At 66.0% G+C, this 25063-nt stretch carries 21 protein-coding genes; 12 read left to right on the plus strand and 9 right to left on the minus strand.

The annotated features are described in order from the left end of the window. The first annotated feature begins 2 nt into the window (after positions 1-2). Together pyk and ACXPWS_RS12735 are read left to right on the plus strand one after the other, a co-directional pair. On the plus strand, positions 3-1424 hold the full coding sequence (gene pyk, locus ACXPWS_RS12730) for a pyruvate kinase (protein WP_458712767.1): 1422 nt from the start codon (positions 3-5) through the stop codon (positions 1422-1424). A gap of 8 nt (positions 1425-1432) precedes the next feature. Beyond that, entirely contained in the window at positions 1433-2296 is an 864-nt protein-coding gene (locus ACXPWS_RS12735) for an acyl-CoA thioesterase domain-containing protein (protein WP_458712768.1), read from the plus strand. Here the strand turns inward: ACXPWS_RS12735 and ACXPWS_RS12740 are convergent. From ACXPWS_RS12740 to ACXPWS_RS12765, 6 genes are all read right to left on the minus strand, one after another. After that, the gene (locus ACXPWS_RS12740) at positions 2293-2775 is read right to left on the minus strand and encodes a DUF4190 domain-containing protein (RefSeq protein ID WP_458712769.1); all 483 of its coding nucleotides are present in this window, start codon (positions 2773-2775) and stop codon (positions 2293-2295) included. The genes ACXPWS_RS12735 and ACXPWS_RS12740 overlap by 4 nt on opposite strands. A 15-nt stretch (positions 2776-2790) precedes the next feature. Continuing rightward, positions 2791-4308: an ATP-binding cassette domain-containing protein gene (locus ACXPWS_RS12745; protein WP_458712770.1), complete on the minus strand. Its 1518-nt coding sequence runs from the start codon at positions 4306-4308 to the stop codon at positions 2791-2793. Beyond that, the gene (gene cydD / locus ACXPWS_RS12750) at positions 4295-5893 is read right to left on the minus strand and encodes a thiol reductant ABC exporter subunit CydD (RefSeq protein WP_458713518.1); all 1599 of its coding nucleotides are present in this window, start codon (positions 5891-5893) and stop codon (positions 4295-4297) included. Before cydD ends, ACXPWS_RS12745 begins: the two co-directional genes overlap by 14 nt. 26 nt (positions 5894-5919) lie before the next feature. Beyond that, positions 5920-6990, minus strand: a complete 1071-nt coding sequence (gene cydB, locus ACXPWS_RS12755) for a cytochrome d ubiquinol oxidase subunit II (protein WP_458712771.1) — start codon at positions 6988-6990, stop codon at positions 5920-5922. A gap of 10 nt (positions 6991-7000) precedes the next feature. Then, entirely contained in the window at positions 7001-8449 is a 1449-nt protein-coding gene (locus tag ACXPWS_RS12760) for a cytochrome ubiquinol oxidase subunit I (protein WP_458712772.1), read from the minus strand. Positions 8450-8552: 103 nt separating this feature from the next. Beyond that, on the minus strand, positions 8553-9173 hold the full coding sequence (locus tag ACXPWS_RS12765; RefSeq protein WP_458713519.1) for an HdeD family acid-resistance protein: 621 nt from the start codon (positions 9171-9173) through the stop codon (positions 8553-8555). A 155-nt stretch (positions 9174-9328) separates the two neighbouring features. On the opposite strand from ACXPWS_RS12765, the gene ACXPWS_RS12770 reads away from it, so the two are divergent. The 7 genes from ACXPWS_RS12770 to ACXPWS_RS12800 are packed head-to-tail and all read left to right on the plus strand — an operon-like array spanning position 9329 to position 16125. Continuing rightward, on the plus strand, positions 9329-10243 hold the full coding sequence (locus ACXPWS_RS12770; protein ID WP_458712773.1) for an ABC transporter substrate-binding protein: 915 nt from the start codon (positions 9329-9331) through the stop codon (positions 10241-10243). Then, the gene (locus tag ACXPWS_RS12775; protein WP_458713520.1) at positions 10240-11160 is read left to right on the plus strand and encodes an amino acid ABC transporter permease; all 921 of its coding nucleotides are present in this window, start codon (positions 10240-10242) and stop codon (positions 11158-11160) included. Before ACXPWS_RS12770 ends, ACXPWS_RS12775 begins: the two co-directional genes overlap by 4 nt. Before the next feature lie 29 nt (positions 11161-11189). Continuing rightward, positions 11190-11942, plus strand: coding sequence for an amino acid ABC transporter ATP-binding protein (locus tag ACXPWS_RS12780; RefSeq protein WP_458713521.1), 753 nt, complete (start codon positions 11190-11192; stop codon positions 11940-11942). A 5-nt stretch (positions 11943-11947) separates the two neighbouring features. Then, a complete protein-coding gene (gene macS, locus ACXPWS_RS12785) occupies positions 11948-13102 on the plus strand; it encodes a MacS family sensor histidine kinase (protein WP_458712774.1) in 1155 nt (384 codons plus the stop codon). After that, complete coding sequence (locus tag ACXPWS_RS12790; RefSeq protein ID WP_458713522.1) at positions 13099-13755, plus strand: response regulator; 657 nt, start codon at positions 13099-13101, stop codon at positions 13753-13755. The genes macS and ACXPWS_RS12790 overlap by 4 nt, the downstream gene beginning before the upstream one ends. Positions 13756-13800: 45 nt before the next feature. Continuing rightward, a complete protein-coding gene (locus ACXPWS_RS12795) occupies positions 13801-15585 on the plus strand; it encodes a DUF2339 domain-containing protein (RefSeq protein ID WP_458712775.1) in 1785 nt (594 codons plus the stop codon). A 48-nt stretch (positions 15586-15633) separates the two neighbouring features. Continuing rightward, positions 15634-16125: a Dps family protein gene (locus tag ACXPWS_RS12800; protein WP_458712776.1), complete on the plus strand. Its 492-nt coding sequence runs from the start codon at positions 15634-15636 to the stop codon at positions 16123-16125. On the opposite strand, the gene ACXPWS_RS12805 is transcribed toward ACXPWS_RS12800, so the two are convergent. Then, a complete protein-coding gene (locus tag ACXPWS_RS12805) occupies positions 16100-17374 on the minus strand; it encodes an adenylate/guanylate cyclase domain-containing protein (RefSeq protein WP_458712777.1) in 1275 nt (424 codons plus the stop codon). The genes ACXPWS_RS12800 and ACXPWS_RS12805 overlap by 26 nt on opposite strands. 589 nt (positions 17375-17963) lie before the next feature. On the opposite strand from ACXPWS_RS12805, the gene ACXPWS_RS12810 reads away from it, so the two are divergent. After that, positions 17964-20021: a cellulase family glycosylhydrolase gene (locus ACXPWS_RS12810; RefSeq protein ID WP_458712778.1), complete on the plus strand. Its 2058-nt coding sequence runs from the start codon at positions 17964-17966 to the stop codon at positions 20019-20021. Positions 20022-20087: 66 nt separating this feature from the next. Here the strand turns inward: ACXPWS_RS12810 and ACXPWS_RS12815 are convergent, their stop codons facing one another. Further along, positions 20088-20942 (minus strand): oxygenase MpaB family protein, encoded by an 855-nt coding sequence (locus tag ACXPWS_RS12815; protein ID WP_458712779.1) that lies wholly within the window; start codon positions 20940-20942, stop codon positions 20088-20090. A gap of 1115 nt (positions 20943-22057) precedes the next feature. Between ACXPWS_RS12815 and ACXPWS_RS12820 the strand changes: the two genes are divergently transcribed. Both ACXPWS_RS12820 and ACXPWS_RS12825 read left to right on the plus strand, forming a co-directional pair. Next, positions 22058-23401 (plus strand): deoxyguanosinetriphosphate triphosphohydrolase family protein, encoded by a 1344-nt coding sequence (locus tag ACXPWS_RS12820; RefSeq protein ID WP_458712780.1) that lies wholly within the window; start codon positions 22058-22060, stop codon positions 23399-23401. An 87-nt stretch (positions 23402-23488) separates the two neighbouring features. Next, the gene (locus ACXPWS_RS12825; RefSeq protein ID WP_458712781.1) at positions 23489-24781 is read left to right on the plus strand and encodes an AAA family ATPase; all 1293 of its coding nucleotides are present in this window, start codon (positions 23489-23491) and stop codon (positions 24779-24781) included. Between the two features lie 51 nt (positions 24782-24832). On the opposite strand, the gene ACXPWS_RS12830 is transcribed toward ACXPWS_RS12825, so the two are convergent. Next, positions 24833-25000 (minus strand): hypothetical protein, encoded by a 168-nt coding sequence (locus tag ACXPWS_RS12830; protein ID WP_458712782.1) that lies wholly within the window; start codon positions 24998-25000, stop codon positions 24833-24835. Positions 25001-25063: the final 63 nt, after the last annotated feature.

A 25063-nucleotide genomic window follows, 5' to 3' on the forward strand; every position in this document is an offset into this window, starting at 1 on the left:
ACGTGAATAGACGCGGAAAAATCGTCTGTACCCTCGGCCCGGCGACCGGCACCGACGAGATGGTGAAGGCTCTGGTCGAAGCCGGGATGGACGTCGCCCGGCTGAACTTCAGCCACGGCGACCACTCGGACCACGAAGGCAATTATCGGCGCGTCCGGGCGGCCTCGGACGCCGCCGGGCGCGCCGTCGGCATCCTCGCCGACCTGCAGGGACCCAAGATCCGGCTCGGCCGGTTCGCCACCGGCGCCACCCTGTGGCAGGCCGGAGAGACCATCCGGATCACCGTCGACGACTTCATGGGCACCCATGACCGGGTGTCCACCACGTACAAGCAGCTGGCCAACGACGCCTCCCCGGGTGACCGACTCCTGGTGGACGACGGCAACGTCGGCCTGGTCGTCGAGCATGTCGACGGCAACGACGTGGTCTGCACCGTCACCGAAGGCGGACGGGTCAGCAACAACAAGGGGCTCTCCCTGCCCGGCATGAACGTGTCGGTGCCCGCGCTGTCCGCCAAGGACATCGCCGATCTGGAGTTCGCCCTCAATCTCGGTGTCGACCTGGTCGCCCTGTCCTTCGTGCGGTCGCCGGCCGATATCGAGCTGGTGCACGAGGTGATGGACCGGGTCGGGCGCCGGGTGCCCGTCATCGCGAAGCTGGAGAAGCCGGAGGCCGTCGAGAATCTCGAGGCCATCGTGCTGGCCTTCGACGCGATCATGGTCGCCCGCGGTGACCTCGGCGTCGAGCTGCCGCTCGAAGAGGTGCCACTGGTGCAGAAGCGGGCCATCCAGATGGCCAGGGAGAACGCCAAGCCGGTGATCGTCGCCACCCAGATGCTGGAGTCGATGATCGACCACTCGCGGCCCACCCGCGCCGAGGCCTCCGACGTCGCCAACGCCGTGCTCGACGGCGCCGACGCGGTGATGCTGTCGGGCGAGACGTCGGTGGGCAAGTACCCGTTGGAGACGGTCCGCACCATGGCCCGCATCGTGGCCGCCGTCGAGGACAACTCCACCGCGGTCCCGCAGCTCACCCACACCCCGCGCACCAAGCGCGGCGTCATCTCCTACGCGGCGCGCGATATCGGCGAGCGGCTCGACGCCAAGGCGCTGGTGGCCTTCACCCAGTCCGGTGACACCGTCCGCCGGCTGGCCCGGCTGCACACCCCGCTGTCGCTGCTGGCGTTCACGCCGCTGCCGGAGGTGCGCAGCCAGCTCTCGCTGACCTGGGGTACCGAGACGTTCATCGTCCCGCACATCCAGACCACCGACGGAATGATCCGGCAGGTCGACGAGTCGCTGTTGTCGCTCGGCCGCTACAAACGCGGTGACCTGGTGGTCATCGTCGCCGGTGCGCCTCCGGGCACAGTAGGCTCGACCAACCTGATCCATGTGCACCGGATCGGCGAGGACGACCACGCGTAGGGGGACTTTTGTCGGCAGACCACCTTCAGGAACTGCTGACGGTCCTCGACCTCACCCGGGTCGGTGAGAATTCCTTCACCGGAATTCATCCGAGCCTGAACCCGATCCGCACGTTCGGCGGCCAGATGATGGCGCAGGCTTTCGTCGCGGCGGGCCGGACCGTGCCGGACACCTTGCCGCCCAGCACGCTGTCGATGCATTTCATCGCCGGCGGCGATCCCGCCAAAGACCTGGAATTCCAGGTGATCCGGTTGCGCGACGAGCGCCGTTTCGCCAACCGCCGGGTGGATGTCACCCAGGACGGGGTGCTGTTGGGCACCGCGCTGGTGTCGCATCTGGCGGGCGGACGGGGCCTGGAGCACGACGCCCCGTTCCCCGACGTGCCGCACCCGGAGAGCCTGCCCACCATCGATGAGTTGTTGGTCGGCTACGAGGAGACGGTGCCGCTGTTCGTCGCGGCGCTCAAGCCCATCCAGTGGCGGTACACCAATGACCCCGCTTGGGTGATGCGGGACAAGGGCAACCGGCTCGACCACAACCGGGTGTGGCTGACCGCGGACGGGCCGATGCCCGACGACCAGGTGCTGCATGCCGCGGCGCTGGTGTATTCGTCGGACACCACCGTGCTGGACCCGATCATCACCAGGCACGGCCTGTCCTGGGGCTTCGACCGCATCTTTGCGGTGACGATGAATCACACGGTGTGGTTCCACCGGCCGGTGCGATTCGACGAATGGGTGCTCTATTCGACGACGTCACCGGTGGCGGCCGACTCCCGCGGATTGAGTAACGGGCACTTCTTCAACGCCGACGGCCAGATCGTGGCAACGGTGATGCAGGAAGGCATCATCAAATATTTCGCGCCGCGCTAACGGGGTGTCGGCGCGATCGTGACCCCGTAGTCGCTCTCGACTTTGTCGCGGAAGTTGTTCTCGCACTGCAGCTGGGCGGTTCGGTCGGTGCCGGCCTGCTCCATGCAGCCGACGTAGTCGCCGAGGCCGAGCTGTGCGAAGAACCCGATCCAGATCGGTATGAAGATCAGTCCCACCACGATCGCCAGGGCGCCCAGTACGACTCCGGCGATCGCCAGGCCGCCGTTGGTGGCCTCGCCGCGCTTGACGCGCCCGCGCGCCAGAAACCCGAGGATGACCGCGACCAGTCCCAGAATGACACCGCCGGCGATGGTCCACGAGAACAGCAGCCCGAGGACGGCCAGGATCAGTGCCGCGACACCGAGTCCGTTGCGCGCAGCGATCGGTGCCGGCGGCGGGTAGCCGGCATAGGGCTGCGGCGGTGGCGGTGGATAGTGCCCGGGATACTGCTGTCCGCCGTACGGCTCATAGGAGCTCATAGTTGGTGAGGATACTCACCGATCACCCCGAGGAGGGGCGTCGGGCAACTTCACCGTCACGCAATCGATGTCCCCGGGCAGGTGATGAGTGGCGACGACGACGGTGCGCTCCTCGGCGAACAGGGCGCCGGGGGTGAGCAGCCCGCGCAGCAGCCGGTCGCTGTCGGCCTCGTCCAGGTGCTCGGTCGGTTCGTCGAGCAGCACCACGGGGAACTCCGAGACCAGGGCCCGGGCCAGCAGCAGGCGCCGGCGTTGCCCGGCCGAGACGGCCGCCGCGCCGCCGGTCAGGATGGTGCCCAGGCCGTCGGGCAGCGCGGTGAGCCAGGCCCGCAGGCCCACCCGGTCCAGCGCGGCCAGCAGCTCGTCGTCGCCGGCATCGCCGCGGGCCACCAACAGATTGTCACGCACCGTGGTGTCGAACAGATGCGCATCCTCGGCGAAAAATGCTGCCGTCAGCGGACTCTCAGGATACTGCCGGGCAATTGCCATCAGCATGGTGGTCTTGCCGCACCCGCTGGGGCCGAGCACGGCCAGCCGCGCTCCGGCCCGCGGCGCGACCGCGCGGATGTCGGGCCGTTGCCGGGGACCGGGGGATCCGTCCAGAATCTCGGCGATCCGCCCCGCGGCCAGCCGTGCACGTACCAGTGCCACCGCCGCGGCCGGCAGCGCGGTGGTGGCCTCGAAAGCCGACAGCGGCACCAGCATCAGGATGGCCAGCGTGGTCGGCGCGGTCACGGGCGCCAAGGTGATCCCGACGACGATTGCCGCGAGCACCGCCGCGCCGACGGCCGCGGTCGAGGCCGCCGCGGCCAGCGCGCCGGGTGCGGCGGCGCGGTCCAGCGCCTGCCCCCAATCTCGTTGCTGCCGCTCGGATTCGGCGATCACCCCGGGGAGTCGCCCGCTCACCCTGAGCTCGGCGGCGTGCTCCAGTGCGAGCACGGCGGCGGTGTCGCGTGCGGTGTGATGGTCCACGGCCAGTCGCTCGGCCGCGGTCGACGCCCGGCCGGCCAGCCACGGCGCCAGCACGCCGGCCACCAATAGGCAGCCGGCCAGTACCGCGGCGGCGGACGGCGCGATCAGCGCCACGATCGTGATCGCGGCACCCGACAGCACGACGGCCACGCACATCGGCAGCACCGCGCGCACCAGTACGTCGGCGAGTTCGTCCACCGAACTGCCCACTCGCGACACCAACTCGCCACTGTGCCAACGCACCGCGGTGTCCGGCGGCACCTCGGTCAGGCGGCGGTACAGACCCACCCGGGCGGCGCCCGCGGACCGTAACGCGGTGTCGTGAATGGCGAGCCGCTCGCAGTAGCTGAACACCCCGCGGGAAATGCCTAGCGCCCGAACGGCGACCACCGCGACGGTGAGGTCCAACACCGGTGGCATCTGCCAGGCTCGGGTGATCAGCCACGCCGACACCGTCGCCAGCGCCAGCGCGCTGCCCAGCGCCAGGGTGCCGAACAGCACGGCCAGCAGCAGGCGCGGCAACCGCGGCCGTAGCAGGTCGAGCACCTCACGAAGGGGCATGCACGGCACCCCCCACGGTGACGACCAGGTCCGCCGCGGCCAGGATGGGTGCCCGGTGCCCGATCATCAGCACGGTGGCGCCCGCCCGTGCCCGCGCCGAAACAGCGTCCAGCACCCGGTTTTCGGTATCCGCGTCCAGGTGTGCGGTCGGTTCGTCGAGCAGCAGTACGGGCACCGGCGCCCCCAGTGCGCGGGCTACCCCCAGTCGCTGGCGCTGCCCCAGCGACAGTCCGCCGCCGTCGCGCCCGATCACGGTGTCCAGGCCTTCCGGCAGGGTTGCCAGTACTTCGTCGAAACCCGCTGCGTGGCAGGCCTGATCGATATCGTCCAGCGGACCGAACAGTTCCAGGTTGGCGCGCACCGTGCCGGGCAGCAGCACCGGGCGCTGCGGCAGCCAGGACAGTCGGGTCCACCAGGCCCGCAGATCGGTGTCGGCGATGTCGGTGTCGCCGATGAGCACCCGGCCCGACGAGGCCGGGGTCAGGCCGAGGATCGCCTCGAAGGCCGTCGACTTCCCGGCGCCGTTGGGTCCGGTCAGCACGGTCACCGAACCACCGCTCGCCGTGACGGTCAGCCGATCCGGCGCCGGGCCGTCCCGGCCGATGACGCTGAGATCGATCAGTTGGATGGTGGTGTCGTGCGGGATCCGCAGGCCCGGCGCGCGGACCGGCGTCGCCTGCTGCAGGTCCCGCGCGGCGTCGGCCGCGGTCTTGCCGTCTTGGGCGGCGTGGAACTGTACGCCCACCCTGCGCAGCGGCCAGAACACCTCGGGTGCCAGCAGCAGCGCCGTCAGCCCGGCTGTCAGCGTCATCTCACCGAAGACCAGCCGCAACCCGACGCTGACGGCCACCAGCGCCACGCCCAGGGTGGCCAGCAGTTCCAGCACGGCGGCGGACAGGAAGGCGATCCGCAGGGTCGCCATCGCCGAACGGCGATGCGCGGCAGACAGTTCGGCGATGCGGTGCGCCGGCCCGGCGGCGCGGCCCAGCGCCCGCAGGGTGGGAATCCCGGCGACCAGGTCGAGCAGCCGGGACTGCAGGGTGGTCATCGCCGCCAGCGCGGCCGCGGAGCGATCGGCGGTCAGCCGGCCGATCAGGATCATGAACACCGGGATGAGCGGCAGCGCGATGGCGACGATGACGGCGGCCTGCAGATCGGTCGCCGCGATCACGACGACCGTGAGCGGCGTGAGGATTCCGGCCAGCATGACCGCGGGCAGGTACCCGGTGAAGTACGGGCGCAGCCCGTCGAGCCCGCGGGTGAGTATCACCGCGGTCTGGTCGCGGACCGCGTTGAGGTCATGCGGTGCTCGGGCGGTCACCGCGCGGAGCACCCCGGCGCTGAGTTCGCCGATTACCGCGGTCGCGGCGTGCTGGCTGAGCCGGGCCTGCCACCACGACCCGGTGGTGCGAATGATCCACAGCGCCAACAGGATCAGCAGCTGTCCGGACCAGTGCGCGACGGATCGCGACGGCGGGTCGGTGATCACCCCTGCGACGATGTGCGCCAGCACCCAGGCCGAGCCGACGGTGGCGGCTGCGATCAGCGCTCCGCACGCCACCGATGTGCCGAGGTAACGCCGCATGGCCGGTGAGGCATGGTGTTGCAGCGTCACGGCAGGCGCGGCGACAGTCCCGCGGGGTCGGGGATCCGCTCGGCCGAGATGCGTTGCCGGAAAACCCAGTAAGTCCACGCCTGGTAGGCGATGACGAGCGGGGTGACCAGCACCGCCGCCCAGCTCATGATGGTCAACGTGTACGGGGTGGACGACGCGTTGTGCACGGTCAGGCTCCACGCCGGATCCAGCGTCGAGGGGATGAGATCGGGGTACAGGCAGCCGAACACCAACACCACCACCGAGACGATCACCGAGGCGGTCGCCGCGAACGCCCAGCCGTCGCCGCCGCGGCTCCACACCAGCATCACCGCACCCAGCTGGGCGACCACCGCGACCCCGAGCACCAGCCAGGTCCAGTCCTTGCCGTGCGACAGCTGCGTCCACAGGCCGAACGCCGCGACGACGACGGTCACCGGCATGGCCAGCCGGGCGCTGAACCTGACCGCGTCATCACGCACGGCGCCTTCGGTTTTCAGCGTCACGAACACCGCTCCGTGGAAGAGGAACAGCCCGCAGGTCGCCAGGCCGCCGAGCAGCGTGTAGGCATTCAGCACGGCGCCGATCGACAGGTGGATCTGGTGCTCGGCGTCGACCGGCAGGCCGCGCAGCAGCATGGCGAAGGCCACACCCCACAGCAGTGCGGGCACCCAGGAGCCGACGGCGATGCCGATATCGGCCCACCGGCGCCAGCTCGGATCGTTGATCTTGCCGCGCCATTCGATCGCGCAGATGCGCATGATCATGGAGACCAGGATGGCCAGCAGCGGCAGGTAGAGGCCGGAGAACATGGTGGCGTACATGCCGGGGAAGGCGGCGAACATCGCGCCGCCCGCGGTGATCAGCCAGACCTCGTTGCCGTCCCACACCGGGCCGATGGTGTTGAGCACGGCGCGGCGGTGCTTGTCCGGATCACCTGTGCCATTCCCCGTCGCTTCGCTCGCCCTTGCAGAGACTCGACCGAAGACCGCCATCAGCATCCCGACGCCGAAGTCGAAGCCCTCCAGCACCAGGAAGCCGGTGAACAGCGCGGCCAGGATGATGAACCAGAACGTCTGTAGATCCACGGCGCACCTCCTAGTAGGCGAAGGACAACGGCGCGACGTCGTCCGCGCCGGGGGGAGTGGGTGGTACCGGTTCGGTGTCGTGCTCCAGCGGGCCTTCCACGACGTAACGCCGGATCAGCCAGAACCAGATCACCGCCAGCACCGCGTACAGCGCGGTGAACACGATCAGCGACAGCCACACCGTCGCTGCCGAATTGTGCGACACGCCTTGTTGCACGGTGAACCGGACCATCTGGTCGCCGGTCGGGTTGGGGGCCACCACCCAGGGCTGACGGCCCATCTCGGTGAACACCCAGCCCGCGCTGTTGGCGAGGAACGGGGTCGGCAAGGTGAGCAGGGCGAACCAGGCGAACCAGCGCTGCCGGGGTATCCGGCCACCCCTGGTCAGCCACAGCGCGGCGAGCGCGAAAAGCAAAGGCAGCGCCATGAATCCGATCATGGCCCGAAACGACCAATAGGTGACGAACAGGTTGGGCCGGTAATCGCCGGGGCCGAACTTCTGCTGGTAGGACTCCTGCAGGTCTTTCACGCCGTCGAGGCGTACGCCGGTGAACCTGCCTTCGGCCAAGAACGGGAGCACGTAGGGCACTTCGATCAGGTGGGTGACGCTGTCGCAGTTGTTGTGCGTGCCGACCGTCAAGATGGAGAATTTCGGGTCGAGCTCGGTGTGGCACAACGATTCCGCTGATGCCATCTTCATCGGCTGCTGCTGGAACATCAGCTTGCCCTGGGTGTCGCCGGTGAAGAACACCCCCACTGCGGCGATGAACGTCACCGCGCAGCCGAGGATGGTGGCCGGGCGGTACATGGTGCGCGCCTCGTCGGAATCGGGGCGGCGCACCATCCACCACGCGCACACGCCGGCGACGAAGGTGCCGGCCACCAGGAACGCGCCGGCCACCGCGTGCGGGAACGCCGCCCACGCCGTGTTGTTGGTGAACAGGGTGGCGATGCTGGTCAATTCGGCGCGCTGGGTCTGCGGGTTGTAGTGCGCGCCGACCGGGTGCTGCATGAACGAGTTGGCCGCGATGATGAAGAACGCGGAGGCGTTCACGGCCACCGCGACGATCCAGATGCAGGCCAGGTGCACCAGCCGGGGCAGCCGGGTCCAGCCGAAGATCCACAGCCCCAGGAATGTCGATTCGAAGAAGAAGGCGACCAGGCCTTCCATCGCCAGCGGCGCGCCGAACACGTCACCGACGAATCGCGAGTACTCGCTCCAGTTCATCCCGAACTGGAATTCCTGGACGATGCCGGTGGCCACCCCGAGCGCGAAGTTGATCAGGAACAACTTGCCGAAAAATCGGGTGAGCCGGTACCAGGCGGTGTTCCCGGTGATGACCCACACGGTCTGCATCACCGCGATCAGCGGGGCGAGCCCGATGGTGAGCGGTACGAAGATGAAGTGGTAGACGGTGGTGATTCCGAACTGCCACCGCGACACGTCCAGCGCGTCCATGTGCACCAACTCCCGGGCTGCGGGTATTTCTACGGCTCTGTAGAACTACGACAAACTGTAGTAGATGCTTGTCCGCAAGCCCAGGAAACGTGGCGCAGACAACTCATGACGCCGGTTGAGCCGGTTCCGGGCCGGGGCCGCCGAGCGCGTCGGCCACCTTCTTGGAGGTGGCGCGGATGCCGAACGCGGTGACAACCTCCATGAGTCCGATCACCACCAGCCAGATACCGGTGACCAGGGCCAGCGTGGCGATCGAATCGAACGGCGAGGCCAGCACGACGACACCGGCGATCAGGCTGATCACGCCGACGAAGATGTTCCAGCCGCGGCCGGGCAGGGTCGGATCACTGATCGCCGACACGGCGGTGGCCACTCCGCGGAACACGAATCCGACACCGATCCAGATGGCGAGCAGCAGCACCGCGTCGTACAGATGCCGGAAAGACAGCACCGCCAGGATCACCGAGGCCGCGCCGCTGATGAACAACAGCACCCGGCCGCCGGCCGACACGTGCAGACTGAACGCGAAGATCACCTGCGCGATACCGGTGATCAGCAGGTACGCCCCGAAGAAACTGGCGGCGACCACGATCGATATCTTCGGCCAGGCAAGTATCGCGGCGCCCAGCGCCACGGCCAGAACACCCGAGACCAGCGTGGATTTCCACAAGTGGGGCAGCAGGCTTGGGGGAGCGACAGTTGTCATAGGCGCAGTCTCCCACAGCGTCAAATACCGCTGGGCGATTACGGCACACCGTGATCAGTTGGTCGTTAATGTTCGGTTACCGGCACTGCGCGCTGGTGTCACTGTCGTTATCGTCTTGCGCTTGGAGCAGAAGACGTCGAGGGTGGCCGACGCCCGACGAGGAAAGAGGAATCGTGTCAGTTGGATGTAAGAGCCGGGCCAAGGTCTGGCGCGTAGCGGTGGTGTTCGCGGCGACGGGTGCGTTGGCCCTGTCGGGCTGCGCCAAGAACGAGGACAGCGCCGCGCCGTCCACGACGACGACCGCCGCTTCGGCGTCCAAGGTCGAGACCATCGCCAACACCGTTCCGGAGGCCATCAAGTCCTCCGGCAAACTCATCGTGGGTGTGAACATTCCTTACGCCCCCAACGAGTTCAAGGACGAGAGCGGCAAGATCGTCGGCTTCGACGTCGATCTGGTCAACGCCGTCGCGGCCACCCTGGGCCTGCAGGCCGAGTTCCGCGAGTCCGATTTCGCCAAGATCATCCCGTCGGTGCAGGGCGACACGTTCAACATCGGGATGTCCTCGTTCACCGACACCAAGGAACGCGAGCAGTCGGTCGACTTCGTCACCTACTTCTCGGCCGGTATCCAGTGGGCCCAGCTCAAGGGTGGTTCGATCGACCCGAACAACGCCTGCGGCAAGAAGGTCGCCGTCCAGGCCACCACCACCGAGGAAACCGACGAACTGCCCGCCAAGAGCAAGGCGTGCACCGACGTCGGCAAACCGGCCATCGAGATCCTCAAGTTCGACGGCCAGGACGCCGCGACCAACGCCGTGGCGCTGGGCCAGGCCGACGCGATGTCGGCGGACTCGCCGGTGACGCTGTACGCGATCAAGCAGAGCAACGGCAAACTTGAAACCGCCGGGGAGACCTTCGAATCCGCGCCCTACGGCTGGCCGGTGAAGAAGGGCTCGCCGCTGGCGCAGTCCCTCGTGCAGGCGCTGCAGCATCTGATCGACAACGGCACCTACAAGCAGATCGCGTCCAACTGGGGTGTCGAGGCGGGCATGATCGACAAACCGGTGATCAACGGAGCAATCAACTGACCGTTACCGAGGCTCCGCAGGCAATAAGCGCGGTACCCCTGCGCCACCCGTGGCGGTGGGTGGGGGCCGTCGCGGTCATCGTGGCGGCCGGGCTGTTCCTCTACGGCGCGGCCACCAACGATGCCTACCGCTGGTCGGTCTATCGCAAGTACCTGTTCGACCAGCGGTTGCTGGAGGGTGCGTGGAACACCTTGCAGCTCACCATCTATGCGATGGTGCTGGCGATCCTGCTGGGCATCGTCCTGGCGGTGATGCGGTTGTCGCCCAATCCGGTGTTCCGGTGGGTCTCGTGGGTGTTCCTCTGGATCTTCCGCGGTACCCCGGTGTACGTGCAGCTGGTGTTCTGGGGCCTGTTCCCGACCATCTACAAGAACCTCCAGCTGGGCATCCCGTTCGGTCCGACGTTCTTCACGTTCAACCTGCAGTCCCTGTCGATCCCGTTTCTGCTCGCGGTCATCGGCCTCGGTCTGAACGAGGGCGCGTACATGGCCGAGATCATCCGGGCCGGGATCTCCTCGGTGCCCGAAGGCCAGTCCGAGGCGTCGACGGCGCTGGGCATGTCCTGGGGTATGACGATGCGGCGAACGGTGTTGCCACAGGCGATGCGGGTGATCATCCCGCCGACCGGCAACGAGATCATCAGCATGCTCAAGACCACATCGCTGGTGACGGCCGTACCGTATTCCTATGACCTGTACGGCATTGCCGTTCGCGATATCGGTGGGCGCATCTTCGAGCCGGTGCCCATGCTGATGGTCGCCGCGACCTGGTATCTGGCGGTCACCAGCCTGCTGATGGTCGGCCAGTTCTACCTGGAGCGGTATTTCTCCAGGGGCGCCTCGCGCAAGCTGACCACCAAACAGCTTGAGGCACTGGCCAAAGCGCAGGGCCTGGGCGGCGCGGGAGGTGGAATGTGACGGCAGATGTTGCGGCGCAGCCGGTGCCGATGGTCAAGGCCGAACAGGTCTGCAAGAGCTTCGGCGCCCTGCATGTGCTCAAAGGCATCACCCTGGAGATCGGCCGGGGTGAGGTGCTGGTGCTCGTCGGGCCGTCCGGTTCGGGCAAGTCGACCTTCCTGCGCTGCATCAACCATCTGGAACAGGTCAACGCCGGGCGGCTGTACGTCGACGGTGACCTCGTCGGCTACCGCGAGCGGGGCGGGAAGCTGCTTGAGATGAGCCCCAAGGACGCCGCCAGGCAGCGCCGCGACGTCGGGATGGTGTTCCAGCACTTCAATCTGTTCCCGCACCGCACCGCGCTGGAGAACATCGTGGAGGCGCCGATTCATGTCAAGGGCGTCAAACGTGGCGAAGCCGTGTCTCGGGGCAAGGATCTTCTTGCCCAGGTCGGGCTCGCCGAGAAGGCCGATGCTTATCCGGCGCAGTTGTCCGGTGGGCAGCAGCAGCGGGTCGCGATCGCGCGGGCGCTGGCCATGAGCCCCAAGCTGATGCTGTTCGACGAGCCCACCTCCGCGCTGGACCCCGAACTGGTCGGGGAGGTGCTCGGTGTGATGAAAAACCTGGCCAGCGAAGGCATGACGATGGTCGTGGTCACCCATGAGATGGGCTTCGCCCGCGAGGTGGCCGACAAGGTGGTGTTCATGGACGGCGGTGTCGTGGTGGAAAGCGGCGCCCCGCGTGAGGTGCTGAGCAATCCGCAGCACGAGCGCACGAAAGCCTTTCTGTCCAAGGTGATGTAACGACGGTGCCGAGTATGTCCGACCCGGCGGCGCCGCTGTGGCGGGCCGCGCAGGTGTTCAGGCTGCTCAGCGGGGTGTACGCGCTGGTGTTCCAGTTGTCCAAGAACGCCGAACTGGATCACCCGAGGCTGGGCTGGGCACTGTTCGGTGCGCTGACCGCCTGGAATGTGGTGCTCGCGCTGGCCTATCTGCGTGGGTTCGGCCGCAACCGGGTGTGGGTGCTGGCCGAGATGGTCGTGGTGGTCGCAGCGATGGCGTCCACCCCGGTGGTCGCCTCGGCGCAGTGGACCGCGGCCAACCAGACCTGGCCGACCACCCTGTGGGCCACCAACGCCGTGGTCTCGGCCGCGATTCTGACCGGGCCGATCGCCGGCATGGTCGCAGGGCTTGTGGTGATGGGTACGGCCGCCGCGCTCAAGGGGACCATCGCCGTGGACCTGGTGCGCACCCCGACCATCCTGATCGAGCTGGCGGTCGGACTGGCCATCGGCATGGCGGCCACCACTGCCCGGCGTGCGCACACCGAACTCGAGCGGGCCATCAGGCTCGGTGCCGCACTGGCCGAACGCGAACGGCTGTCGCGCCAGGTGCACGACGGGGTCATGCAGGTACTCGCGCTGGTGTCCCGGCGTGGTCATGAAATCGGCGGTGAGGCAGCACAACTGGCCGATATCGCCGGTGAGCAGGAGCGGGCCCTGCGGCGGTTGCTCAGCGCAAGCGACGGGGGATTGGCGGACGCCGGGCAGAACATGTCCGTCGAGTCGGTGGCCGACCTCGGCGGCCTGCTGCGCAGATACGACTCCGATCGGGTCGCGGTGAGCCTGCCCGCCGCCGCGGTGTATCTCGACGCCGGGGTGGCCGCCGAAGTGGTCGCGGCCGCGGAGAATGCGCTCACCAACGTCGAGCGGCACGCCGGTCCGTCCGCGCATGCCTATGTGCTGCTGGAGGATCTCGGTGATTCGGTGGTGGTGAGCATCCGGGACGACGGTCGGGGAATCGGGGCCGGCCGCCTGGTGCAAGCCGAGCAAGAAGGCCGCGTCGGGATCTCGAAATCCATTCGCGGGCGGATGCAGGCGCTGGGCGGCCAGGCCGTTCTGACGACGTCGGAAGGCGGTGGCACGGAGTGGGAACTGACGGTACCCAGGCGGCCGGGGCGATGACGACGATCATGGTGGTCGACGACCACCCGATCTGGCGCGACGCGGTGGCACGCGATCTGGCCGACGACGGATTCGATGTGGTCGCCACGGCGGACGGGGTCGGGTCGGCGCGCCGGCGCGCGGGCGCGGTGAAACCTGATGTGGTGGTGATGGATATGCGATTGGCCGACGGCACCGGTGCGCAGGCCACCGTCGAGGTGTTGGCGGTCTCGCCGGCATCCCGCATCCTGGTGCTGTCGGCCTCCGACGAGCGTGACGACGTGCTGGAGGCGGTGAAAGCGGGCGCCACCGGTTACCTGGTCAAGAGTGCCTCCAAAGTCGAACTGGGGGAGGCGGTTCGGGCGACTGCGCAGGGCAGGGCGGTCTTCACCCCGGGGCTGGCCGGGCTGGTGCTGGGGGAGTACCGGCGTATCGCGCAGGCCCCGCCGGACGGGCCGGCCGGCCCGACGCTGACCGACCGGGAAACCGAGATCCTGCGTCATGTGGCAAAGGGATTGACCGCCAGACAAATCGGCGAGCGGCTGTCCCTGAGTCACCGCACCGTCGAGAATCACGTGCAGGCGACCTTTCGTAAGTTGCAGGTCGCCAACCGGGTGGAGCTGGCCCGCTACGCGATCGAACACGGCTTGGACCGCGAACCCGAAGTCGAGTAGTCCTACTCATCCGCACCACCGGTGGTAGGCGCGAGGATGGCGGGCATGACCGAACCCCAGCAGGTCGCCGCCCGGCTCTCGGCCGAGTTCGCCGCCATCGCAGGCCAGTTGAACCGTGCCGCCGCCGAATTGCGCGAACTGGCAGTCGCCGGCCAAGGTCAGCCGGCTGCGGCGCCGGTTTACTGGCCGTACCCGCCCCAGCCGTACCCGCCCCAGCCGTACCCGCCCCAGCCGTACCCGCCCCAGCCATACCCGACGCCGACCCCCGCGGTCGCGCCGCCGGTCGCGCGCCGGGAGCCGCCGACGAATTGGATTGGCAAGGCGCTGGCGGCCGCCGGCGTCGCGGTGACGCTGATCGGTGTGGTGCTGTTGGTGGTGCTCGCCGCCCAAGCCGGGCTGCTCGCCCCGCCCGTTCGGGTGGCCGGTGGTGTGGTGCTGGCCGGCGCGCTCGTCGGTGCGGCCTGCTGGCTGCGGCGCCGTCCGGGCGGCGACGTCGGGTCGGTCGCGCTGGCGGCCACGGGTATCGCCACCGCGTACATCGATGTTCTTGCCGTCACCACCATCTACGACTGGTTGCCTGCGGCGGCCGGTCTGCTGCTGTCCGCGGTGATCGGGGGCGGCGGCCTGATCTTGGCGCGGCGCTGGGGCACCGAGCGGCTGGCTCTGCTGGTGCTGGTACCGCTGATCGTGCTGGCTCCGGTGGTGGCGGGCGGAATCACGCTGCTGCTGGTCGGTTTCCTCCTGGTGCTCTCGGCCGCGACATTGCCGGTGCAGCTCGGCAGGGACTGGGTGTGGATGTTCGCGGCCCGTACGGTGGCAGGCAGTGCGCCGGTGATGCTGGCGCTGGTGGGTGTGGCCTTGGGCTCCGGCCGCGATTCGTGGCTGGTCGGTGCAAGCGCACTCGCGGCGCTGCTGTCGCTCGGCTCGGCGCTGATCCTGTTGCCGCCCAGCGGGCATCGGCTCGGTATGGCCCTGGTGGCGGCCTTCGGTGCGCTGCCGGTGCTGGCGGTGGGGGCAGCCACGCAGGACGGGGTCGCCGCCCTGATGGCGGCGGCTTTGTCGGCGGCGGTGCTGGCGATCGTGGTGCCGCCCGACCTGATCCCGGGGGTGAGCGCGCCGGTCCGCCAGGTCTGGGCGGCGTTGTCGGCGGTGTCCGCGCTGGTGGCCGTCGGGGTCGGCTTCGCGGCACCGGTCGCCGGACCGGTGCTGTTGAGCATGGCCGTATTGGCGGCGGTGGCGGGCCGGCACAGCGCGGCCGCGCAATGGTCGGCGGCATTGTTCGGCGGTGTCGGCGGCCTGTATCAGCTGTCGATGGCGGGTCCGGCGACGTTGACCTCGGCGACGGTGCTGACCACGCCGCATGCCATTTCTGTGCTGGTTTCCAGCCTGCTGCTCGGCGGGTACGCGGCGGTGCAGTGCTGGTCGGCCCGGTTGCGGTTGGACCGCGATCTGGTGCGGCTGCTGCTGAGCGGGGCAGCGATGGTCCTGGTGTACGCGGTCACCGCGTTCACGGTGACCGCCGGCGTCTTCATCGCCGGCCCCGACGGTGGCTTCCTGGCCGGTCAGATGGCCGCGACGATCTGCTGGATCGCGATGGCTGCCGCGCTGTTCGGCTACGCGGCCCGGCGCCCGCGCACCGACCGGTCATTGCCGATCGGCGCGGGCATGGCGCTGGTGGCCGCCGCGGTGACCAAACTGTTCGTCTTCGACCTGGGCACGTTGGACGGCATGTTCCGGGTGGCGGTGTTCATCGTGGTCGGATTGGTGTTGCTCGGAATGGGGGCCGGTTACGCCCGGCTGCTGAGCCAGCAAGACCAGCAGCGCGGATGAGATCATATTTTCTGGAATGATTCCAGAAAAAGTGCGGTTGCCTCTTACATGACCACTTCAACTCGACGCCCCGAAACCGATATCCAGGGATTCCAGGCTTCTGCACGGCTCACCGCCCATCTGCAGCAGGTCCTGGTCGACATGATCGAGCTGCATCTGCAAGGTAAGCAGGCGCATTGGAACGTCGTGGGCACGAACTTCCGCGATCTGCATCTGCAATTGGACGAGCTCGTCGACTTCGCCAGGGAGGCCAGCGACACCATCGCCGAGCGGATGCGGGCGCTGGACGCCGTCGCCGACGGCCGCTCCGATACCGTCGCCGCGACGACCACGCTGCCGGCTTTCCCCGCCTACGAGCGCAGCACGGCCGACGTGGTGGACCTCATCGTCACCCGCATCTATGCCGCAGTGCAGACCCTGCGCGGCGTGCACGATTCGGTGGATGACGAGGATCCGAGCACCGCGGACGTGCTGCACCAGCTGATCGACGGTCTGGAGAAGCTGGCCTGGCTGGTCAAATCGGAGAACCGGAAGGTGTGAGTTCGCCCGGTCGCGCCGGCGCCGGCCTTCGGCCCACCAGATACCAGGTGCGCATCAGGCCCTTGCCCTTGACGTCCACCTCGCCGCGCTGCTCGAACAGGTAGTTGTCCTTGATGCGCTCGTAGACGTCGTGGGGCACCTGGATCCGGCCCACCTCATCCGTGCTCTCCATTCGGGAGGCCACGTTCACGGCGTCGCCCCAGACGTCGTAGAAGAACTTGCGTGAGCCGACCACGCCCGCGACGACCGGGCCCGCGGCGATGCCGATGCGCAAGGGCACCGCCCGGCCGCGGTGGTCGCGCAGTCCGTCGACCGCGGCCGCCATGTCCAGCGCCAGACAGGCCAGGGCCTCCACATAGTCGGGCCGGGGGTCGGGGACCCCGCTGACCACCATGTACGAATCGCCGCTGGTCTTGATCTTCTCCACGCAGTGCTGGTCTACGAGCTTGTCGAAATCGGTGAACAGCCGGTTGAGAAACACCACCAGCTCCGACGGCGCGGTATCGCTGGCTCGCTGGGTGTACCCGGCGATATCCGCGAACAGGATCGCGGCGTGGTCGTATCCGTCGGCGATCACGGCGTCATCGCGGTCCTTCAGGCGGGCGGCGACACTACTGGGGAAGATATTGGCCAGCAGCGCCTCGGACTTCTCGTACTCCTGCTGCAGCGCACGCTCGGCCCGGTCGATCCGGCGGATCGCCGAATAGACCACCGTGACGACCATCACGCTTGCTGTGACGACAGTGATCGTGAAACTTACGCGCAACTCAAGCGGTGATTGCAACCCGGTAGTGCGCGGAACCAGCCACTCCAGCACCACCACGAGCGCCGCCCCGACGGCCACCAGCGCCGAGGCGAGCAGGATGTGGTCGGTCCCGACGATCAACACCAGCAGCGCGGCCGCCACGACGAAGTAGAACTGCAACCCCGATCCGGTGCCCAGCTGGCCGCACAGATAGGCGGTGGAGGCATATGCACCGGCCACGAATGCCGACGCCGCGACCATCGGGCCGAACCGGTACAGCATGGGGACAGCGATGAAAAACGCTGCGGTCACCAGGTTTACCGTGGCAAGATGCCAGAGCTCACGGCCCAGGAACAGCTGTGCGATGCCGTAGCTGCCGGTGATCGCGGTGGCGATACGGCAACTGATGGTCAGCGCGGCCAACCGCCTGCCGGACGCATCTTCGTACTGCTGCCGACCAGCCGGCAGATCCGGAAGGCAGCGTCCTGGGCCGCCGACAGCCACGTGCTGAGGGTAGTCCCACATATCAAGATCGCGGGCCGAAACCGACGATGCGTGGACAGATTTGGCAAACGTTGTCCAGGTGGTCCCGGCGGGCCCCTGTCGGCCGAACGTAGGACGGTTGGCGAAAATTTGCTGGACGGTCAGATCTGGGGTCAAATCGCACTGTTGTGGCTGGGGGGTATGGGAGTTGCTTGTGTGCAAAATGGCCAGTACCTGGACGATTGCTGTGATTGATGCGTGCGGTGGCGCCTCTGACTGCGGGCGGTGGGCGCTCGATCACATTTGCCATAACTGGGATTATGGGAACGGAATTTCTAATTATCGTTCCGGTAAATTGTTTGCCTGAAACCGCCAATTACGGGCCAATAAAGCAGCACCACTTCTTACCGCGGAGTAAGTTGTGCAAATTGCAGCCCGGTCGGTTAATTTCCTAGCATTGTCAGGCCAGCGACGATGATGTTGTGGCAAAAGAGCAGAGGCGGTCAACATGTGGGGTCAGCTACCTCGTCCCGTACGAGGTTTTGCGGTCCGTGGCGTTATTGGTTTGACCACAGCTGCCATTGTTGCGGCCGCCGGCAGCCATTTTGTGATGCCCGAAGTGAAGCACGTCGCCGCATATCAGATCGAAAACATCGCGGCAATTGACGAGTCTTCGACGACGGTCGGCATCGCCGATTCCAACATTTATTTCGAAGGCACCATCGAGGACATCAAGAAGCGTCTCGACCTGATCCAGTCGCTCGGCGTGACGGACGTCCGCCTGATGGTGCCGTGGATCTACATCCAGACCCAAGATCCCAACGGTGCACCCGTGGACTGGAATGCGGATCTGGACTGGGCCAAACTCGACAGCATCGTCACCGAGGTCGACAAACGGGGCATGGGCATTCTCGGCGTGTTGCAGTGGTCGCCGGACTGGGCCACCGATGGCGCGACCGGCGTCGGGCACCCGACCGACGTGCAGGACTTCGCTGATTTCGCGGCGGCGGTGGCCAGGCGGTATGGCGACAAGATCAGTGCCTACGAGGTGTGGAACGAGCCGAATGCCTCGTTCTTCTGGAACCCTGCCGACCCGGTCGAATACACCAAGATGCTCAAGGCCACCTACACCTCGCTGAAGGCGGTCAGCCAGGACATCACCGTCGTCGGCGCAGTCGTGGGCGCCGGTCTCACCTGGGGCGACCTGACCATGAGTCCGGTCGACTTCGTCAAGGCGATGTATGACGCCGGTGCCGATGGATATTTCGACGCCATTTCCTTTCATCCGTACAACTTCACTACGAAGTTTTCCGAGGGGAATGACGTCGACTGGAAAGAGCTGATGCCATTGTTCCAGGTCGAGCAGATCCGGGCGCTGATGGATCAGCACATCGATCCGGGCGAGGAACAGCTCAAGATCTGGATCAGCGAGTACGGCCTGCCTACCAGCAAGGTCTCGGCCAGTGTGCAGGCCGATTTCATCACCGATCTGATCAATGCATGGCAGACGTTCTCCGGTGCGGGCCCGATCTTCCTCTACACCACCCAGGACGATTTGTCGGCCATCGGGGATGACCGCTACTTCGGGCTTTTCGACGCCAATGGAAATCCCAAGGATGCGGCCGCGCTGAAGCAACTCAAGAGGCTGATCGATTGCCTCGACGGCTGCACCGCGACCAATCCGCTGGCCTCGCTGCTGGAGTTCGTCCAGCAGCTCGTCTCCAACGTGCTCAGCTTCATTCCGAACCTTGTCGCCACGGTGGTGAACACGGTGGCCAACGTGGTCAAGCAGCTGCTCGGTGCCATCGGCGGGGCGCTGGGCGGGACAAGTGCGGTGACCACCACCGCGCTGAGCGCCGCCAAGGCGGGGGTGTCCATCGACGCGGTCACCGCCGAGGAGGCCGCGGACGCGTCGGCGCAAAGCGGTGACACCGGATCGGCGCTGGGGGAGAAGGCCAAGGCCACCACCGAGCTGAACAACGCGGAAGCCGCATCGCCGGAGACCGCGGCCGAGCCGAGCGTTACGGAGACCGAGGCCACCGAAACGACCGGGACCGTCGTCACCGAGCCGGTCGCGGCCACCGAGGAAGTCAGCACCGAGGTGGTCGAAACTCCTGCTGCCACCGAGGAATCCGTGCCGCAGACGCCGGTGACCGAGGAGAACGTGACCACCACGGATCCGGCCGGCACCGCCACGGCCACCGAACCGACGGAGGACGCGACGACGGACACCACGCCGCAGGCCGGTGCCGAAACGGGTGCCGCGGCAGGCGTGGGAATCGGTACCGCGAAGCCCGAGACGACGAAGCCCGAGACCGCGAAGCCCGAGGCGACGAAGCCGGAGCCGACCAAGGACGACACCCCCAAGGCCGATCCCGCCAAGGTGGACTCGGCCAAGGGCGATACCCCGAAAGGCGATACCCCGAACGGGGATTCGACCGAGGGAGCCTCCGACGACAGCACCGGCGCCAAGACCACCCATCCGGGGTCGAAGGCGGGCCATCCCGACCGCGGGACCAAGCCGGCGGCCGGCACCAAGCCCAGCGCCGGGGACAAGCCGCGACACGACGGCGCGGGAACACCGTCGGCGACGTCGTCGTCGCAACGGGAGAATTCCACGGCCAAAGCAGGGGCGTCGGCCTCGTCCGGTGCGGGCGGGTCGGAGTAGGAAACGAGGGGAGATGAAGGGCCGCGGTCGCGCGGTCCTTCATTTTTCCTGCGGTCCGCCAGGCCGTCAGGCGGCGGGGTAGGCGCTGGGATGCATATAGCGCATCCGCAAGGGCAATCTGGGATGCACGGCGCGTACGACGGCCGCAAAACGGATGAATCTGCGCTCGTCGCGCTCAGACCATTGCAATTCCAGCAACTTCCGACAGCGCGGATCCAGAACGCCGGTGGTCGTCCAGATCGTGAAACCGATCAACGGCCGCCACACCAGCGACCACACCCATTCCGGCATCGATCCGGGGGCCGGAATGCGTTTGGTGCGCACGGTCTGCGTGGCGAACCGGGTTGTCGCATTGTTCTCGAGTTCGTTGTCCAGCATCCGGTTCCAGTAGTCGACGAACTCCGGATAGCTGGTGATCACCGGGCGATCGGACATGCCGAAGCGGCTCCACCACGTCGCGCCTTCGCGAATCAGCTGGTCTTTTTCCTCGTCGGTGAACGGAATGCCGAAAATCTCTTGGGTGCGGATCACCCGCTCGATGAACGTCGCGTGCGCCCACCAGTAGATGTCGGGATTGAGCGCGTGGTACTGGTGGCCTCGAGAGTCGACGCCCTTGATATCGACGTGGTAGTCGCGGATCTGCTTGGACAGGGTGTCGTCGTCGGCATAGATCGATCCGATCACCTGCGGTGTGGAGCGCGACAGCCGGCCGAAAGGATCGGTGAAGAACTTCGAATGGTCGACCAGGGCCGCGCCGATCCCCGGCAGCATGTTCTGCATCAAACCCGTGTATCCGCGAAGAAATTGCAGACGACTGTCCGCGCCGTACTTCCAGAGCAGCGAGGACGGGCCGAGAGGTAGGGCTCGCTGCAGCGCGCCGTTCTCGGTGGTCTCGCCGCCGGCGGGGGTGGTGGACGTCATCAATCTCCCTTTCGTCGACCCCGCCGGTCGGCTACGTCGAGGCGCGCGCCGAGGTCCCTGGGCCGAAATCCTGTCAAGAATTAGACGCACTGTCTAGACAAGTTGAATGTGAGGGTGGGCACGCAATCGACCGGCCCGGACATGGCGGGCTGGAGAATTCGGGTATGACGTCGTCGCCGCGGGTGCGCGCGCGGGGACCGAACCAGGAAGGCGAAGGGCCTTCGGTCGATGCTGAGATGGCTGTGAACTGGTCTAACTGGTGCCCTCGGTGAGATTCGAACTCTAAAGCCGGGTTGTGGTCTACCTCGGACATCCGCCCCGTGGGCGGGTGTACCAGTGGTTTCGGTCTCAATCGAGTTCAATGCCGATTAACGGCTACGAACCGAGAATGTAGTCACCGCGTAGTCCCGTCGAACGGATGATCGAGGCGGCAGCCTAATGCGGGCCTTCCGTCGGGGGTAGGCGGTCAAGCAACTCCCGATGGCGCTCTCTTAGCCGCACCAACGCCTCACGGCGCCGCCGCCTTATTGCACCATCCCTCGACTGGCGATACGCGGCCGTATGCAGCGAGGACCAGGAGTTTGAGCTGTAGCGGAGAGTGCTAGGGCATCCCTAGGGCACGTCGCGCGCTTATTCGATAGGCCACCGTGTTTCGTTCGTGCGCCTGTTCGCGCAGCTGGTTTGCCGGTTCTGCCTTGCCCTTGGCAGCCGGTAAGCTAGCCGTTCTCCCACCTCGACGGCATCGGCCCAACACGCGGAGGGACGAACCCCGACGGTTGTCGGAGTTGTCGTGCACAATTGCGACATAGCCAACGTCACCCGCCACATACGCCACACAGGCCACACAGGCCGCCCACGTCACATCGCACTGAAGGGGACGCCCATGACCTCAACCTCAACCTCAACCTCCATACTTGTAGAGACCGAACAGGCGATCTTGGAGGCCGTTGCGAAGGCAGGTGGCACTGCCAAGGCTGCCCAGGTAATCCACACAGTGTCGGGTCAGCAGCCCCCGGCTGTGGTGCGGGAAGCATACTGGCAGCTCATCTCCGAGAATCGACTCACGCGATCGGCTGACGGACAGCTGCGCAAACCCGCCTGAGCGCGCAATCGTCTTGAGCGACATCGTTGATGGCGGCCGGTTTGCGCGGCGCTACTCGTCCGACACTGCAAAAACACCGCCCGACCCACGAACGCCAGGACAGCGCGACCGTGATCGTGTTCTCTACTGCCCTCAGTTCAGACGTCTCGCTGAGGTCACGCAGGTGGTCGGTAGCCACGAGACCGAGCTATTTCACAACCGGCTAACCCACACCCTCGAGGTTGCGCAGGTGGCGCGCCGCCTGGCCGAGCGACTACTGCTGGACAACCCCGAGCTGGACGCCGTAATCGACGCAGACGTTGTCGAGACCGCAGCCCTGGCGCACGACATCGGCCACCCTCCGTTCGGGCACATCGCTGAGGAGCGGCTCGACTCAATAATCACCGGGCTTCAACCGGTCGCCGGGGCAAAGGTGCCCGTCCCTGCGGGCTTCGAAGGGAACCCTCAGTCGTTTCGCATCGTCACCAGCCTGGCGCATAGGTCGGATAGGCACCACGGGTTGGATCTCACACGCGCCAGCCTCCAAGCTCTGTCGAAGTACCCCTGGGCGCGGTCGACGGCCGGATATCAGCACCGCAAGTACGGGACGTTTGACGTTGACGAACGCTACTTCGGCTGGACTCGCGAAGGACTCTCGGACGACAAACGTGGGGTCCAGACGCCGGAGGCCACAATCATGGACTGGGCCGATGACGTTGCGTATGCCCTACACGACGTTGACGACTTCTTCCGGGTTGGGCTAATTCCGCTGGATAGACTCGCGCGTGGCCACGGCGCCGACCAGGAGCAGTCACGTTTCCTAGCAAGAACATTCGAACGTTGGACGAATGAGGGCAGGCCGTTCAACCGGGCGGAGTACGAAGCAACAGCCGAAACACTCTTTAGCGAGTTCCCGTACGATCCCTGGGCGGAGACAACCGCGCGCGGCGCGATGAACAACCTCGTGCCTAGCAAGATAAATCTCTACATGACGGGCCTGACGGTCGCCGCCGACGGCAGCGTGGTGGAGGATCCCGATATGCGGCGAGAGATCAACCTCCTCAAGAGCCTCGCATGGACCTACGTGATCGAGTCCCCAGCTCTAGCCGCACAGCAGCATGGGCAGCGGAAGATCATCGAGACCCTGTTCAACTATTACTGCGACCAGGCCGCGCACATGCCGCACGCGCTGCCATCCTGGGCGCGTTCGTATCGAAACGACGAAGCCCGCATGGCGGAACACGAGTGTGCCGAGGCGGCCTACGTCCGTCTCGCTTGCGACATCGTGGCGAGCCTGTCCGAGAGACAGGCCTTCGCGATCTACTCGCGTGTGACGGGTCAAACGTCCGGAACGGTGTTGGAATCGATCCTTCGTTAGCTGGATCGATTGGTGCCGAAGCGACCGTTCACACGCATCAACATCAAGCTTCTTGTCTAAATTTAGCCCTGGAGCTAAATTTAGAATATGGCCGAACAACCTGTTGCAGTCGACCTGGGATTTACGAATCCATATCGCCCCGGCGCGGGCCATATGCCGCCACACCTGGCTGGGAGAGAGCACGAGTATGCCGTGTTCGACACTCTCCTGGCGCAGGCCCCCGTCTTGGAGAACCTGATCCTGACTGGCCTTCGAGGCGTAGGCAAGACTGTGCTCTTGGAGACTTTTAAGCCCCGCGCTGTCGCGGCTGGATGGAACTGGGTCGGCACTGATCTCTCCCAGAGCGCGAGCGTCTCAGAAGAGAATCTCGCCACCCGGGTGATGACTGATCTGGCGGTGATCACCTCTGCGATGTCCATTAAGGCGTCCACCCCGCCCGCCTTCGGATTCGGTCAGCAACCTGCCACGGGTACTACAGAAATTCCCCTGTCTTTTCAGGTGCTCCGTCAAATATATGAGCAAGCGCCTGGGCTTGTTGCGGATAAGCTCAAGCATTTATTAACATTCGTTGCCGAGAAATTAAAAGCCCAGAATGGGCACTGTCGCGTAGTTTTCGCTTACGACGAGGCGCAGAATCTAAGTGACAACCAAGCGCGCGAACAGTACCCTTTATCTACGTTACTCGACGTGTTTCAGTACCTCCAGCGCGAACAAATCACATTTATGCTCGTGCTCACTGGTTTGCCCACCATGTTCTCCAAGCTCGTGGAGGCGCGTACGTACAGCGAGCGGATGTTCCGCGTCGTGACGCTCGGTCGATTGGATAAGAAGGACGCCGCGGAAGCGATCACTAAGCCGCTTGATACGGCCGGGTGTCCCATCCGGTTTCAAGACTCTACCGTTGACGATATCTGCCAGAGGTCGGGCGGCTACCCGTACTTTATTCAGTTCATCTGCCGCGAGGTATTCGATGTGTGGATCTCGCAGATGACGATGGGCCGGGTCCCAGAAGTCCACATCGATGCAATCCAGGCAAGACTAGACAGCGACTTCTTTGCTGGACGCTGGGAAAAAGCTACGGACAGACAACGCGACCTGCTTTGGGTAATCGCACATGTGAACAACCCGGATGGCGAATTCTCGATCTCAGAAATTGTTGAAAAAGCACGTGAGTTACTCGACAAACCATTTTCGTCAAGCCACGCTAGTCAGATGCTTGCAAGTCTCATTGAGCGCGGTCTTGTTCACAAAAATAGGTTCGGAAAATACTCTTTCGCTGTGCCACTTTTGGCCGGATTTATTCTGCGCACACATGAGGGTAGCAAAGACGCATTCTTGATCGAAGATTTTTTCAGCAAGAAGCCCGAAGAGGAAAACTGAACCGTCGCAGCTTGTCCTCACGGCGAGTACCGCGGAGGATCAGCATTTCAGCTAGAGCCGCTTCAGCACCCCGAAGTCGAGCAGGTGCTCGGTGCGCCCGTACCACCCGGACGGCTTCCCGTCGTCGAACTCCACCCGCGCATCGGCGTCGTTCACTTCCACGACGCGGCCAGTGGAGCCCGATACCACCTGTACGCGGTCGCCAATATCGAGCGGCATAGCCGTCTCCCCTCCATTGCCCGATAGGCAAGACTACGCGGGTCTGCACGCAAATTGCGTGTG

The sequence above is a fragment of the Mycobacterium sp. BMJ-28 genome, from assembly GCF_054404835.1.

Coding starts and splice junctions, on each gene's coding strand:
- ACXPWS_RS12740 (WP_458712769.1), bottom strand. CDS start 2,775: ATGAGCTCCTATGAGCCGTACGGCGGACAGCAGTATCCCGGGCACTAT.
- ACXPWS_RS12745 (WP_458712770.1), bottom strand. CDS start 4,308: ATGCCCCTTCGTGAGGTGCTCGACCTGCTACGGCCGCGGTTGCCGCGC.
- cydD (WP_458713518.1), bottom strand. CDS start 5,893: ATGCGGCGTTACCTCGGCACATCGGTGGCGTGCGGAGCGCTGATCGCA.
- ACXPWS_RS12760 (WP_458712772.1), bottom strand. CDS start 8,449: ATGGACGCGCTGGACGTGTCGCGGTGGCAGTTCGGAATCACCACCGTC.
- ACXPWS_RS12780 (WP_458713521.1), top strand. CDS start 11,190: ATGGTCAAGGCCGAACAGGTCTGCAAGAGCTTCGGCGCCCTGCATGTG.
- ACXPWS_RS12790 (WP_458713522.1), top strand. CDS start 13,099: ATGACGACGATCATGGTGGTCGACGACCACCCGATCTGGCGCGACGCG.
- ACXPWS_RS12795 (WP_458712775.1), top strand. CDS start 13,801: ATGACCGAACCCCAGCAGGTCGCCGCCCGGCTCTCGGCCGAGTTCGCC.
- ACXPWS_RS12800 (WP_458712776.1), top strand. CDS start 15,634: ATGACCACTTCAACTCGACGCCCCGAAACCGATATCCAGGGATTCCAG.
- ACXPWS_RS12810 (WP_458712778.1), top strand. CDS start 17,964: ATGCCCGAAGTGAAGCACGTCGCCGCATATCAGATCGAAAACATCGCG.
- ACXPWS_RS12815 (WP_458712779.1), bottom strand. CDS start 20,942: ATGACGTCCACCACCCCCGCCGGCGGCGAGACCACCGAGAACGGCGCG.
- ACXPWS_RS12825 (WP_458712781.1), top strand. CDS start 23,489: ATGGCCGAACAACCTGTTGCAGTCGACCTGGGATTTACGAATCCATAT.
- ACXPWS_RS12830 (WP_458712782.1), bottom strand. CDS start 25,000: ATGCCGCTCGATATTGGCGACCGCGTACAGGTGGTATCGGGCTCCACT.